Genomic DNA, 14,533 nt, shown 5'->3' with positions numbered 1-14,533 from the left:
GTCGGTCACCACACGTACACGGTGGTGACCAGTCTCCATGATCAGCGCAGCCGACGCGTCAGGACGCCAACTGCCCCTCGACATCGGCGACTTCGGGACCCGTGCTGTCTGCCGGCATCTTCCAGCGGTAGGAGGCCTGCACGCCGTCGGTGTAGACGATCCTGCCGCTCCTGGCCTGCGCGGGAGTGAGGTCGAAGACCTTGGCACCCATCCGGGTCGCGCCCGGTTCGACGGGGCCGGAGCTGTCGTATCCGTCGAGGGCGACCTGGCCGGCGTTGCCGTTGCCGGCGGGGATCTTCTGCCCGTCGGGCGTCAGCCACTCCCAGCCACCGCCGGTGGCGGGCAGTTCCTCGGCCGCGGGGTTCGCGCTGAGCGACTTCTCCTTCATCGTCACGACGGCGAAGACGCCGGACTGCGGTGTCGCGCCGGCTCCTTCGTCGGCGTAGACCACGGACGTCGGGGTGATCTCCAGGATTCCGACGGTCCTGGCGCCCACGGTCCGGGACGGCTCGCCGAGGTCGAGAGCGGCGGGCCCCGCGTCCGTGGGGCCCGGCTCACCGGCGGGTGTGGGTGTGGCGGACGCCGGTGTGGCGGGTGCCGTGGGCAGCGGTCGTGTCGTGGACGGCGCGGCGTCGCCGCCGCCGGCCTCGGCACCGCCCTGACAGGCGGTCAGGGCGAGGCAGGTGGCGGCGGTGACGACAGCGGCGAGCAGGGTCTTGCGCATGGTGTCCCCCAGGGCTTCGGTACGCAGGGCGAAGGTACCGCCGCATAGGGGGCGCACGGGGCGTTCGTCACGGTGTCGGTACGTATGGGGCATGGCCGTGACAGATCCACCGTCCGAGGGCGTACCGGTTCGCGACCGTTGCCGGCGACGGCAGGCGGGCAGGGGCGTCACAGATCCGCCCCACAGAGGGAAGCGCGCCGCCCGCGGGCCGGCACAGCTCAGGGGCGCCCGGCCGCCGGGACCTCCTCCCCCGCGGGCACCGGACCCGGGGGTGTGCCGTCGCCGAAGGGCCGCCCTCCCAGCTCCTCGCGGTGGTGCGGGGTCAGCCATCCCGACGTGTCCGGTCCCAGCGGCACGATCTTCGTCGGATTGATGCCCTCGTGCACCTGGTAGTAGTGCCGCTTGATGTGGTCGAAGTCGACGGTGTCGCCGAAGCCGGGCGTCTGGAAGAGGTCCCGGACGTACGCCCACAGCACCGGGTCCTCGGTCAGCTTCGAGCGGTTGCACTTGAAGTGACCGTGGTAGACGGCGTCGAAGCGCACAAGCGTGGTGAACAGCCGGATGTCCGCCTCTGTGATCGTCTCTCCCACGAGGTAGCGCCTGTCCGACAGCCGCTCGGAGACCAGATCGAGTTGCCGGAACACATCGCGGTACGCGGCCTCGTACTCCTTCTGCTCCGAGGCGAAACCGGCGCGGTAGACACCGTTGTTGACGTTCCGGTAGATGCCGCCCATCACCTCGTCCATCTCGTCGCGGAGCCGCTCGGGGTAGAGGTCCGGGGCGCCGGGGCGGTGCAGCGCCGTCCACTCCGTCGCGAAGTCCAGGGTGATCTGCTGGTAGTCGTTGGTGACGAGCTCGCCGGTGGGGACGTCCACGATCGCCGGCACGCTGACGCCACCCGGATAGTCCTTCTCCCGCGCGTCGTACGCCTCGCTGAGGAAGCGGATCCCGAGTACGGGGTCACGGTCGTCCGGGTCGAGGGTGAAGCGCCAGCTGCGGTCGTCCTGGATCGGGTCGGTGACGGCGAGCGACACCGCGCTCTCCAGCCCGAGGAGCCGCCGGGAGACGAGTGCGCGGCTCGCCCAGGGGCAGGCACGGCTCACCACCAGGCGGTAGCGGCCCGCCTCCACCGGCCAGCCGTCCCTCCCGTCGGCGGTGATGCGGTCGGCGAAATGACTCGTGGACCGCTTGAAGGGCTTCTTCCCGTACCCGGCGTTGCCCCCCTGCTCGTCGCGCGCGCTGCCGTCACTGTCGGTGGGGCGGCTCATGTCCTGTCTCCTTCCGCTCTGCGTCCGGCCGCGCGGCCGGGTGCGGCCGTGCACTGTACGCATGCCCAGTCTGCGTCGCGCCCTGCCCTCTCGCGGGTCCCCGCACGGGGGTGACAAGGGTTTTCCCCGTATCGGGTTCATCTCGGCGTTCCCTACTGTCTGCCGAACCGGCGGATCTCGTGCCCCGACTCGTTGATGTCAGGTGCATGGAAATCAGGGGTTTCGCCGGTGGCGGCCCTTGACCAGGGGCCGTTTGCGACGGCGGGGGGCGCTCGGGCGTACCCGGCCCAGGGAATCGCGGGTCGCACCCCCACAGCGAACCGCGGTTCCCGCGCCGTCCGCCGCGCTCCGCGCCGTCATCTGAAGGGGAACACCTTGAACGGTTCCAGACGGAGACTCATAGCCGTCGTGGCTGCGAGTGCCACGATTGCCGCCGTGGCCGCCACGTCCTCCGTAGCCCTCGCCGCCACCCCGACCCCCTCGCCGAAGCCGGCTCCGGCCTCGCAGGCCATGGCCGGCCTGCCAGTCTCGCCGGTCGAGAAGGTCATCGTCACGTACAAGGCGACCGCGGCGGAGGCACGTTCCAACACCGCCGCCGCCGGTGACGCGACCGCCAAGGGTTCCGAGACCGGCGAGAGCCTGGCCTTCGAGCGCCGGCTCTCCGGTGGAGCCGCCCTGGTGGACCTGGGCGGCGAGACCTCGAAGAAGGACCTGACCGAGGTCATGAACGCCTTCCGCGGTGACCCCTCGGTGGCGTCCGTGGAACCCGACATCCGTGCCTACGCGATGGCGGTCACGCCCGACGACACCGAGTACGCCAAGCAGTGGGACCTGTTCGAGGCCACCGGCGGCATGAACGTGCCCGGCGCCTGGGACAAGACCACCGGCAGCGGTGTCACCGTCGCCGTCATCGACACCGGCTACGCCACCCACTCCGACGTCGCGGGCAACGTGGTGTCGGGCTACGACTTCATCTCCTCCTCCGCGGACGCCCGTGACGGCAACGGCCGGGACAACAACGCGAAGGACGAGGGCGACTGGAACGCCACCGACGGCGAGTGCGGTGCGGGCTCCAAGGCGAGCAACTCGTCCTGGCACGGCACGCACGTCGCGGGCACCGTCGCGGCGACCACGAACAACACCAAGGGCGTCGCCGGCATCGCGTACAACGCGAAGATCCAGCCCGTCCGGGTGCTCGGCAAGTGCGGCGGCTCCTCCGCGGACATCGCCGACGCGATCACCTGGGCCTCGGGCGGCAGCGTGCCCGGCGTCCCGGCGAACGCCACCCCGGCGAAGGTCATCAACCTGAGCCTCGGCGGTTCGAGCGCCACCTGCCCGAGCGTCTACCAGAACGCGATCAACGGCGCCGTCTCCCGCGGCACCACGGTCGTCGTCGCGGCCGGCAACAGCAATGCGAACGCCTCCGGCTTCACCCCCGCGAACTGCGCCAACATCATCAACGTGGCCTCCACCAGCCGCGAGGGCAACCGGTCGTTCTACTCGAACTTCGGCACCAGCGTCGACGTGGCCGCGCCCGGCGGCGAGACCCGTCGCGCCACCGACACCCCCGGCACCGTGACGACCCCCGAGAACGGCATTCTCTCCACGCTGAACTCCGGTACCACCACGCAGTCGGCGGAGAACTACAAGCCCTACCAGGGCACTTCGATGGCCGCCCCGCACATCGCCGGGCTCGCCGCGCTGCTGGAGTCGGCCAAGCCGGCCCTGACGCCCGCCGACATCGAGTCCGCGATCAAGGCCAACGCCCGCGCGCTGCCCGGCACGTGCACCGGCGGCTGCGGCACCGGCATCGCCGACGCCACCAAGACCGTGAACGCCGTGACGACCACGACTCCCGGTGGCGCGACGTTCACCAACGCCGCGGACGTCACGATCAGCGACAACGCGACCGTGAGCTCCACGATCGCCGTCTCGGGCCGCTCCGGCAACGCCTCCGCCGCGCTCAAGGTCGCCGTCGACATCAAGCACACCTGGCGCGGCGACCTCGTCGTCGATCTGGTCGCGCCCGACGGCACCGTGCGCAACCTGAAGGCGTCGTCGTCCTCCGACAGCGCCGACAACGTCGTGGCGACCTACACCGTCGACGCCTCCAGCGAGGTCGCCAACGGAATGTGGAAGCTGCAGGTCCGCGATGTGGCCTCGGGTGACACCGGTTACATCGACTCCTGGAGTCTCACCTTCTGAGCACCCGCACCACAGCAGCACAGGGCAGGTCAGGGGCGCGTTCGCGGCACATTCCGCGGGCGCGCCCCACCGCCGTTCCCGGACCTCGCGTCCGAATGTCGGACGCGGGGCCTGGACTGCCGTGGCCTGATTCGTATGCTCTGCACTCACAGGCAGAGACCTGCGCAGGTCACAAGGGGGGTGATGGGCGTGACGACGACGGTTCACCGCCCCGCGCCGGTGGGGCGGGCCGAGCTCCTCGCCCGGCTCGAGCGGGTCCTGCACACCCGGGGGCGTGCGCTCCTCACCGGTCCCGCCGGAATCGGCAAGACGGAGATGGCCCTGGCAGCCGCCGCACAGGCCGAGTCCCGCGGCGAGACGGTGCTCTGGCTGGCCACACTGCCCGCCGACCGGGACATACCCGGAGCGGCGGCGGCCGCCCTTCTCGCGTCCGTCCGGGCCTCCGTGTCGTGGCCCGCCGCCCACTCCCCCGGGCCCGGCGGTGCCGGAGCGGCCGACGCACTCGAAGCACTGCCCGGACCGCAGCGCAGCGCCGTCGCCATGCTGTGCCGCGAGGCGCCCATCCCCGAGGGTGGCTGGGACCCCATCGCGCTGCGGCTCGCCCTGGCCCAGATCCTGCGGACCCTCGCCGCACGGGCTCCGGTCCTGCTCGTCGTCGACGGCGTCCAGCACATCGACGCCGACAGCGCGGACCTGCTGCGCTTCGCGCTGCATCTGGCTCCGCCTGCGCTGCGGGTCATCGCCGCCGAGACCCCTTCCGCGTACGCCCCCACGGCTCCGGGACCCGGCGCCACACCGCAGGACTCGGCAGGCCCCGAAGCCCTGTGGGTGCCCTCCGAGGCGGATGTGCTGTTCGTCCCGGCCCTGCACGCCGACGAGATCGCCGAACTCCTCGTCCACCACCGGCTGCCGTCCCGGATGGCCGGCCGTATCCACCGGGCCAGCGGCGGCAATCCCCGCCTCGCGCTCGCCGTCGGCCGTTCCCTCGCCGACGCCCGGACACCGGTCCACCACGCCGAGGCGCTGTCGCTGTCGGGCCGCGCCCGCGACCTCGCCCGGCAACTCCTCGGCGCCGCCTCCCCGGCCGTACGCAGCACCTTGCTGCTCGCCGCCCTGGCGCTGCGGCCGACGGCGTCACTGATCCGCCGCGCGGGCCGCGCCACCGCAGAGGCCGACCTCGCCGCCGCCGAGCGGGCGAACCTCATCACGCTCACCGAGGACGGGACCGTCGCGTTCAGCGCCGGCGTGCTGCCGTCCACCCTCGTCCACGACGCCTGCTGGAACGAGCGCAGCGCGGGGCACAGCGCACTCGCCCGGGTGGTCAACGACCCCGTCGAAGCGGTACGGCACCGGGCGCTGGCCGCCGACACGCCCGACGAGCACCTCGCGCACGAGGTCGCCGCGGCGGCCGACACGGCCCGGCGCCGCGGCAACAGCGCCCTGGCCGCCGAACTCGCCCTGCTCGCCGCCGAGTCCACACCCGTCGAGCACGGCGGGCAGCGGATAGCGCGGCTCGTGGACGCGGCCGAGGAGGCCGCGCGGGCGGCGCGCGCGGATCTCGCGATGCGCGCCGCCACCGATCTGCTGGCCCGTGACGCCACCCCCGCCGACCGGGTGCGCGCACGTCTCGCGGTGCTGGACACGGCGGGCCAGGGGCTCGGCGACCTGGACGAGACCTATGTGCACGCCATGGAGGACTCGGAGGACGACACGGCCCTGCGAGCGGCCGTCCAGCTCCGGCTTGCGGTCAAGTATGTGCTCGCCGACGGTGATCCCGTACGCTCCCGCGCGGCCGCCGTCGAATCGGCCCGGCTCGCCGCGTCGGTGGGCGACCGGCAGACGGCGACCCGGGCCCTGACGGTGCAGGCTCGCATGGAGCGGGTCCTCGGCTCTGCGGAGGAGCAGCGGGTGCTCGCGGAGGCGCGTGCGCTCGAACTGGTCGACCGCCCGCTCGGTATCCGCAACGCGGCCCAGATCCTGACGATCCGTCATGCCCTGTTCGACGACCGGCTCACCGACGCCCGCGATCAGCTGAACGCGCTGCTGCCGCTCGTCGAGCGGCGGGGCACGGTCGAGGACGCCATCGAACTCTTCCGTACGCTCGCGGAGATCGAGGCACGCCAGGGTCTGTGTGCCGCGGCGGTGGCCCACGCCGGACGGTCCCTCGCCCTGACCCTGGAGGCCGGGCTGTCCCCCGGGCCCGCGTGGTACGCCCTGGCCCTCGCCGAGACCGCGGGCGGCAGCTTCGCGCGCGCCGCGAGCTACGCCCGGCGCAGTGTCCAGGCGTCCGAGGAGGAGGGCGACCGGGTCTTCCTCTCCCGCAGTCTCTACGCGCTCGGCCGGGTCCAACTCGTCGCAGGCGACGTGGCGGACGCCGTGGAGACGCTGCGCCGTGTCCGCACGGACGAGCAGGCCCAGTCGACCGTCGACCCGTCGATGCTGCGCTGGCACGAGGAGTTGGCGGAGGCGCTGGTCGCGGGCGACGCTCCGGAGGAGGCCGCCTTCCTCCTGGCCGGTGTCCGCCCGGTGGCCGAGCGGCTCGGCCGGACGACGGTACTGCTGGGCTGCGACCGGGCGTACGCGCTGTATCTGGCGGCGAGCGGCAAGCCCGAGGAGGCGGCGGAGCTGCTGACGGAGACCGCCGAGCGGTTCGACGCGGCGGGACTGCCGCTGGAGCGGGGGCGGGCCCTCATCGCGCTGGCCCGGGTCGAGCGCCGCCGACGACGGCGCTCCTCCGCGCAGAACGCCCTCCAGACGGCGGCCGCCGTCTTCGAACGCACGGGAGCGCTGCCCTGGCTGGCACTGGCGGCGGAGACGCCGTCCCGGTCGGCCGAGCCGGATCCCGCCCGTGGCGGCGCTCCGACCTCCCTGACGGAGGCGGAGCTGCGGCTCGCGGCACTGGTCCGCGAGGGCGCCAGCAACCAGGAGGCGGCGGCGAAGCTCTACCTCAGCGTGAAGACGGTCGAGGCCCGGCTGACCCGCATCTACCAGAAGCTGGACGTCCGTTCGCGCGCCCAGCTGGCGACCGCGCTGAACTCCTGGCCCGCACACCGTCCGCCGCCGGAAACTACGGACGGCCCGGCGAGCCCCTGAGGGGCCGCGCCGGACCGTCCGTGGCGTGCGTCAGCCGAGCTCGATGAGCAGATCGCCCGCCTCGACCTGCTGGATCCTGCCGATCGCGAGCCTGCTCACGGTGCCCGCGCTCTGGGCGGTGATGGACGCCTCCATCTTCATCGCCTCGATGGTGGCGACCGTCTGACCGGCGTCCACCGCGTCACCCTCGGCGACCTGGAGCGTGACCACGCCGGCGAACGGTGCCGCGACATGACGCTCGTTGCCGCGCTCCGCCTTCTCCGCCGCCTTGACCTCGGTCGCGACGGACTCGTCCCGCACGGCCACCGGCCGCAACTGCCCGTTGAGGGTGGCCATGACCGTGCGGAAGCCCCGCTCGTCGGCCTCCGAGATGGCCTCCAGCTCGATCAGGAGCGTCACTCCGGGTTCGAGGGTGACCGTGTGCTCGGTCTCCGGCTCCAGGCCGTAGAGGAAGTCCCGCGTCGGCAGGACCGAGGTGTCGCCGTAGGACTCGCGGTGCGCCTCGAACTCCTTGGTCGGGCCGGGGAACAGCAGCCGGTTCAGGGTCGCCCTGGGCGTCTGAGCGAGGCCGCGCCGGTCCTCGTCGTCGAGGGTCGGGGCGTCCGCCTTCTCGGGGCGGCCCTGCAGCGCGCGGGTGCGGAAGGGCTCCGGCCAACCGCCGGGCGGGTCGCCCAGCTCACCGCGGAGAAAGCCGATCACCGAGTCCGGCACGTCGAACTTGCCCGGGTCGGACTCGAAGTCCGAGGCCTCCACGCCGGCGCCCACCAGATGCAGCGCCAGATCGCCCACGACCTTCGACGACGGGGTCACCTTCACCAGGCGGCCCAGCATGCGGTCGGCCGCGGCGTAGCAGTCCTCGATCAGTTCGAACCGGTCGCCCAGGCCGAGCGCGATGGCCTGCTGGCGCAGGTTCGACAGCTGGCCGCCGGGAATCTCGTGGTGGTAGATCCGGCCGGTGGGCGAGGCGAGACCGGACTCGAACGGCGCGTAGACCTTCCGGGTCGCCTCCCAGTACGGCTCCAGGTCACCGACGGCCTGGAGGGAGAGCCCGGTGGCCCGCTCGCTGTGGTCGGTCGCGGCGACCAGCGCCGACAGCGGCGGCTGGCTGGTGGTGCCCGCCATCGACGCGACGGCGGCGTCCACGGCGTCGACTCCCGCGTCGATCGCGGCGATCAGCGTCGCGAGCTGTCCGCCCGCCGTGTCGTGGGTGTGCAGGTGTACCGGCAGGTCGAACCGCTCCCGCAGCGCGGTCACCAGCGTGCGGGCGGCCGGCGGACGCAGCAGGCCCGCCATGTCCTTGATGGCCAGGACGTGTGCCCCGGCCTCGACGATCTCCTCGGCGAGGCGCAGGTAGTAGTCCAGCGTGTAGAGGGACTCGGCGGGGTCGGAGAGGTCGGCGGTGTAGCAGAGGGCGACTTCCGCCAGCGCCGTTCCCGTGGCCCGTACCGCGTCGATCGCCGGCCGCATCTGGTTGACGTCGTTGAGCGCGTCGAAGATGCGGAAGATGTCCATACCGGTCGCCGCGGCCTCGGCCACGAACGCCTCGGTCACCTCGGTCGGATAGGGCGTGTAGCCAACGGTGTTGCGCCCGCGCAGCAGCATCTGCGTACAGATGTTGGGTACCGCTTCGCGCAGTTGGGCGAGCCGCTCCCAGGGGTCCTCGGCGAGGAAGCGCAGCGCCACGTCGTAGGTCGCACCGCCCCAGCACTCCAGGCTGAGCAGTTCCGGAGCCGTCCGGGCGACGTAGGGGGCGACGGCGAGCAGATCGCGGGTCCGCACCCGGGTCGCGAGCAGGGACTGATGGGCGTCGCGGAACGTCGTGTCGGTGACCGCCACGGCCTTTTGCCCGCGCAGTTCGGCGGCGAACGCCTCCGGTCCGAGAGCCGCGAGCCGCTGCCGGGAGCCGTCGGGCGCCGGTGCGGTGAGGGAGACGGCGGGCAGCTTGTCGACGGGGTCGATGACCTGTGGCCGCGGGCCGTGGGGCCGGTTGACGGTCGTCTCGGCCAGATAGCTGAGCATGCGGCTGCCGCGGTCGGCGGAGGGGCGGGCCCGGATGAGCTCGGGGTGCTCGTCGATGAAGCTCGTGGTGATGCGGCCGGCCCGGAACTCGGGGTGGTCGAGCACGGCGCCGAGGAAGGGCAGATTGGTGGACACACCGCGGATGCGGAACTCGGCGATGGCGCGGCGCGCTCGCCGGGCGGCGTTCGCGAAGTCGTGACCGTGGCAGGTCAGCTTGACGAGCATCGAGTCGAAGTGAGCGGACACCTCGGCGCCGGTGTGCACGGTACCGCCGTCGAGCCGTACGCCGGGGCCGCCCGGTGACCGGTAGGCGGAGATGGTGCCGGTGTCGGGCCGGAAGCCGTTGGCCGGGTCCTCGGTGGTGATGCGGCACTGGAGTGCGGTGCCGTTCAGCTCGATGTCGTCCTGGGTGAGCCGCAGCTCCGGCAGCGACATCCCGGCCGCGATGCGCAGCTGTCCGATCACCAGGTCACGGCCGGTGACCTGCTCGGTGACCGTGTGCTCCACCTGGATGCGGGGGTTCATCTCGATGAAGACGTGGTTGCCGCGCTCGTCGACGAGGAACTCGACGGTGCCCGCGTTCACATAGCCGATGTGCCGGGCGAAGGCGACGGCGTCGGCGCAGATGCGCGCCCGCAGTTCGGGGTCCAGATTCGGTGCCGGAGCGATCTCGACGACCTTCTGGTGGCGACGCTGCACCGAACAGTCCCGCTCGTACAGGTGCACCACGTTGCCCTCGGCGTCGGCGAGGATCTGCACCTCGATGTGGCGGGGATTGACGACCGCCTGCTCGAGGAAGACCGTGGCGTCGCCGAACGCGGACTGCGCCTCGCGCATGGCCGCGTCGATGGATTCGCGCAGCTCGCCGGGCACGGCGACCCGGCGCATGCCCCGGCCGCCGCCGCCCGCGACCGCCTTGACGAAGACGGGGAAACCGATGTCCTCGGAGGCCGCCACGAGCGCATCCACGTCGGTGGTCGGCTCCGACGACTTGAGGACCGGTACGCCGGCCTCCTTCGCCGCCGCGACGGCACGGGCCTTGTTGCCGGTCAGATGGAGGACCGAGGCCGGCGGCCCGACGAACGTGATGCCGGCCTCCGCGCAGGCGGCGGCCAGGTCCGGATTCTCCGAGAGGAATCCGTAACCGGGGTAGATCGCGTCGGCCCCCGCCTTCTGGGCGGCCTTGACGACCTCGTCCACGGACAGGTACGCCCGTACGGGATGGCCGGGTTCACCGATCTGATACGCCTCGTCCGCTTTGGCCCGGTGCAGTGAGTTGCGGTCCTCGTGCGGAAAGACCGCCACCGTGGAGATGCCGAGCTCGAACGCAGCGCGGAACGCGCGAATGGCGATCTCACCGCGGTTGGCGACCAATACCTTGCCGAACATCAAACTCCCCAGTCGTGTCGCGGGCCGGCGGCCTCGGGACGGGCGCTGTCGCCACCGGCGCCTCAGGCGTCCGGTGCCCTCGTGGAGGGTGTCGTCGTGGACGGTGTCGATGAGTTCGCTGATCGGTGCACCACGCTGTGCACCGCACCGGCCGACGTCTGGTGATGGGAGGCCGGAGCGTGGCCACCGTACCGGACGACCTGCGACGGATCGCGAAGCGGTGACGACCGGTGCGCGTAAGTTACCGGCCGGTTCGTCCGGCTCGCAACGGATGCCGCCGTGGGATGACCGACACCGCCCGCCTGTTTCAGACGTCGTAGCCGGGGGGCAGACGCAGGTGTTGCAGATCGGCGGGGACCGGTTCCGAGGCCGGCCACAGACGCGCGGGGTCGCCCGCCGCCGCGGCCGCCGGGGCGTCCGTGAGCCCCATCCGGTCCCGCAGCCGGCCGTAGAAGTCGGTCGGTGCGAGCCGGATCACCCGCAGCCGGCGCTCGGCGGCGAAGACACCGATCCAGTCGCCGGGGTCGAGCAGCCCGCGCAACTGACCGTCGACGCTCACCGCGGCCCGCCCGGAGTGCGGCAGGACCCGCAGCCCGATCGGCTCGTCGGGGGCGGCGACGACGGAGCGGTTGAAGGTCATGTGCGGGGCGACCGGAGTGAACACCACGGCCTCGGCGAACGGCGACACGACGGGACCGCCGGCGGCGAAACTGTAGGCGGTGGAGCCGGTGGGCGTCGCGACCAGGACGGCGTCCGCCGAGTACGAGGCGAGCAGCCGCCCCGAGATGTAGACGCCCAGGGCGACCTGGCGGTCGCGGACGAGTTTCTCCACCACGACATCGTTGACCGCCCGGACGTGCAACGACACTCCCCACCCGCCCTGGTCGGCTTCGTCGGGGACGACCGGGGGCGGCAGCATCGGGCCCCGGCCGTAGCAGAGCACCGTCTCCATCTCCTGGGGCAGTTGGAGGCGACGTGAGGCGCGCATGGTGAGCAGCATGCGGGTCTCCACCCGGGCGCGCCCGGCGTGCACGGCGTCCAGTGCCCGGCGGACCTCCGCCGCGGGAACCTCGGTGAGGAAACCCACCGTGCCGAGGTCCACCCCGAGGACGACCGCGTCGCTCTCGGCGGCCAGCCGGGCTCCCCGCAGGAAGGTGCCGTCACCACCCAGGGTGACGATCAGATCGGGATGCCCGGCGGCGTCAACCTCCTCACGTGCGCTGTGCCGCTGCTCGCCCACGTTCCACACGTCGGTCTCGGTGCAGGCGATGCCGTGGTCCGCGCACCATGCGATCACGACATCGGCCGCCGCCACGGCCTCGGGGCGCCCCCGGTGCACCACGAGCCCTACCCGCTTCACTGTCATGTCGTGTCCTCTCCGGTCGTACACCTCGCACGATCAACGATCAGAGAGGAGCGCGGAGCGGACGCGGCGCGCCGCACGCGGCTGGATGAGCCGTGCACGTTCACCCGGTAGTCGGCGGCACGGCCTCGGGCCGGCGCCGCGTGTGCGGCGCCGGCCGGGGCCCCTGGGGCGGCGTGTCCCCGGGCGGCGGGGCGGACATGCCCGCCCCGCCGGACGTGGTCTACGGGAAGTTGGCGACGACCGAGGGCACGGTCGACGTTCCCGAGGTGGGTGAGCCCGTGTTGTTGATGACGTGCTCGTACTGCCCGTTGCCGCTGAGCGAGACGACGAGGAGGCCGTGGAATCTGACGCCCGGTTTCACCGGGGCCTGGAAGCCGTGGTCCTGCCGGATCGTCGGGTCGACGTTGTAGTAGCAGTAGCTGCCCATCCCCCAGCCCTCGTGCGTGTTCACCGAGTCGGCGACCTTGTAGGCCGCGTACCCCTTGGTACCGCCGTTCTGGATGGCGGCCTGGTTGGGTGCGTCGTACGCCTTCTCGTTCTGGAAGAAGATCGTTCTGCCGCGTTCGCCGTACCACTCCACGTCGTACTTGTTGAAGTGCTCGACGAACAGTCCGGTGGCCAGCACGTCGTCTCCGCCCACCCGGACCCCGTAGTCGGCGCGGTTGGTCTCCCAGCCCACGCCGTCGCCGTGGTCTGCGCGCCACACCCAGGTGTGGTCGATGATCGCGTCGTCGCTGTTGACGACCATGCTGGTGGTGGCCTTGCCGGGGCCTGCGCCGCCGACGCGGATGAACACGTCCTGGACGGTCGTCGGGTTCGCGGCGTGGTCCGCCGACGATCCGGCCGGGCCGACCTCCAGCAGGGTCGGGGAGTTGACCGGTCCCGCGTCGATGAGGAAGCCCGCCAGCTTCACACCGTCCACGTCGGCCACCTTCATGGCGGTCACACCGTTGTCCGGAATGATCGTGGCGAGCCCCAGACCGAGCACGATCGTGTTGGCACGGTTCACGTTGATCGTGCTGTCGACGTGGTACACGCCGGGGGTGAACAGCAGGTGCAACCCCTGGTCGAGAGCCGCGTTGATGGTGGCGGCGGTGGCACCGGGTTTGACGACGTAGAACCTGCTGAGCGGGATCGACTCGCCCTGCGGCGTGCCGTTGCCCCACGAGGTGCCGCGGGCGCCCACCCGCTTGGCGGGGGCGAACACCTTGTACTCGTTGCCGTCGAGGTACAGGAAGGGCTTCTCGCGTGAGACCGGGGTGGTCTCCAGTGTGGTGTACGGCGGGTTGGGGAAGCTCTGCGCCGGTGCCCCCTGCACACCGGAGAAGGTCATGTTCCAGACGCCGTTGGTCCAGCCGCCGACCGAGCTGTCACGGGTGTACCACTGCTGCTGCGAGTACGGGCCGACCGTGCCGTCGATCTTGCTGTCGGCGATGTAGCCGCCGCTGGCCCAGCCGTATCCGGTCGGCGCGAGGTTGAGCCCGCCCTTGACGTGCATACGGCGGAACGGCGCGGCCTGGGAGACCGCCCAGCGGTTGGTCCCGTTGACCGGGTTGAGCGCGAGGTTCTCGGCGGAGCGCCAGAAGTTCTGCGTGGCGTTGCCGTTGAACCAGCCGGCGTCGACGGTCACGTCCCCGTTGAAGGTGGTGTCGTCCGGGTTCAGCCCCAGGCCGGAGATGGAGGTGTAGAAGCCGATCTGGGCGTTGATGTTGTTGTACGTGCCGGGCTTGAAGAGCAGCTGGTAGCGACTGCTGGCGAACTGCGCGGACTCCTGCTGCCGGAAGATCTGGTCGAGCCTGCCCTGGATGTCCGGGGTGGACGGGTCGAAGACGACGACGTTGGGGCCGAGGTCACCGCCGCCCGGTATCTGCGGGCTGCCGTCCGTCGTCCCGTAGACCTTGAACTCCCACAGCGAGTAGCCGTACTGGGTGGCACGGGCTGTGCCGTACACCCGGACGTAGCGCGCGGTGCCGGAGACGTTGAGCGTCTCGGTGCCGCCGGTCGCGGTGGTGGTGGAGTGCGCCGTGGTCCAGCTGGTGCCGTTGGTGGAGAACTCGACGCGGTAGGCCTTGGCGTATGCCGTCTCCCAGGCGAGGACGACCTGGTTCACCGTGGCACTGGTGCCGAGGTCGACCTGGATCCACTGTGGGTCGCTGAACGCGCTCGCCCACCGGGTGCCGTTGTCGCCGTCCACCGCGGCGGATGCGGGTGTCCCACCGTTCTCCTGGCTGGAGGCGGTCACCGTCTTGCCCTGGGAGAGCAGGACGGGCGCCGCGTGCGCCGACGAGGTGGGCAGGATGCCGAGCAGGGTCGCGACGAGGGCGGTGATGACGAGCGTCGTCAGCGTGCGGTGGTGCGCGGGGCCGGCGGGTGGGCGCAGGGGTCTGGCGAGGGTGGCGGGCATCAGCGGCTCCTGTGATGTCAGGGGTGGGGGTGAACGCACGCATGAGAGAGCGCTCTCTCACCCTT

General features: G+C 71.8%; 7 protein-coding genes. 2 read left to right on the top strand and 5 right to left on the bottom strand.

Going from position 1 to position 14,533, the window contains the following annotated elements:
- Window positions 1-58: 58 nt before the first annotated feature.
- Window positions 59-724, bottom strand: a complete 666-nt coding sequence (locus ACQPWZ_RS33165; protein WP_433573256.1) for a hypothetical protein — start codon at window positions 722-724, stop codon at window positions 59-61.
- A gap of 218 nt (window positions 725-942) precedes the next feature.
- Entirely contained in the window at window positions 943-1,992 is a 1,050-nt protein-coding gene (locus ACQPWZ_RS33160) for a glutathione S-transferase family protein (protein WP_433573255.1), read from the bottom strand.
- 510 nt (window positions 1,993-2,502) lie between these two features.
- On the opposite strand from ACQPWZ_RS33160, the gene ACQPWZ_RS33155 reads away from it, so the two are divergent.
- Window positions 2,503-4,197, top strand: coding sequence for a S8 family serine peptidase (locus ACQPWZ_RS33155; protein WP_433573909.1), 1,695 nt, complete (start codon window positions 2,503-2,505; stop codon window positions 4,195-4,197).
- Window positions 4,198-4,386: 189 nt separating this feature from the next.
- On the top strand, window positions 4,387-7,290 hold the full coding sequence (locus tag ACQPWZ_RS33150) for an AAA family ATPase (RefSeq protein WP_433573254.1): 2,904 nt from the start codon (window positions 4,387-4,389) through the stop codon (window positions 7,288-7,290).
- A 30-nt stretch (window positions 7,291-7,320) separates the two neighbouring features.
- On the opposite strand, the gene ACQPWZ_RS33145 is transcribed toward ACQPWZ_RS33150, so the two are convergent.
- The 3 genes from ACQPWZ_RS33145 to ACQPWZ_RS33135 all read right to left on the bottom strand — a co-directional run bounded on the left by ACQPWZ_RS33145 (window position 7,321) and on the right by ACQPWZ_RS33135 (window position 14,468).
- On the bottom strand, window positions 7,321-10,698 hold the full coding sequence (locus ACQPWZ_RS33145; RefSeq protein ID WP_433573253.1) for a pyruvate carboxylase: 3,378 nt from the start codon (window positions 10,696-10,698) through the stop codon (window positions 7,321-7,323).
- A gap of 307 nt (window positions 10,699-11,005) precedes the next feature.
- Window positions 11,006-12,064 (bottom strand): NAD(+)/NADH kinase, encoded by a 1,059-nt coding sequence (locus ACQPWZ_RS33140; protein WP_433573252.1) that lies wholly within the window; start codon window positions 12,062-12,064, stop codon window positions 11,006-11,008.
- A gap of 220 nt (window positions 12,065-12,284) precedes the next feature.
- Window positions 12,285-14,468: a discoidin domain-containing protein gene (locus tag ACQPWZ_RS33135; RefSeq protein ID WP_433573251.1), complete on the bottom strand. Its 2,184-nt coding sequence runs from the start codon at window positions 14,466-14,468 to the stop codon at window positions 12,285-12,287.
- Between the last annotated feature and the right edge of the window lie 65 nt (window positions 14,469-14,533).

Source organism: Streptomyces sp. CA-251247, assembly GCF_050952975.1.
In the GTDB taxonomy this organism is placed as follows: domain Bacteria; phylum Actinomycetota; class Actinomycetes; order Streptomycetales; family Streptomycetaceae; genus Streptomyces; species Streptomyces achmelvichensis.
Note: the sequence above shows the minus strand (reverse complement) of the source record. Positions and strands in the feature narration are given on the sequence as shown.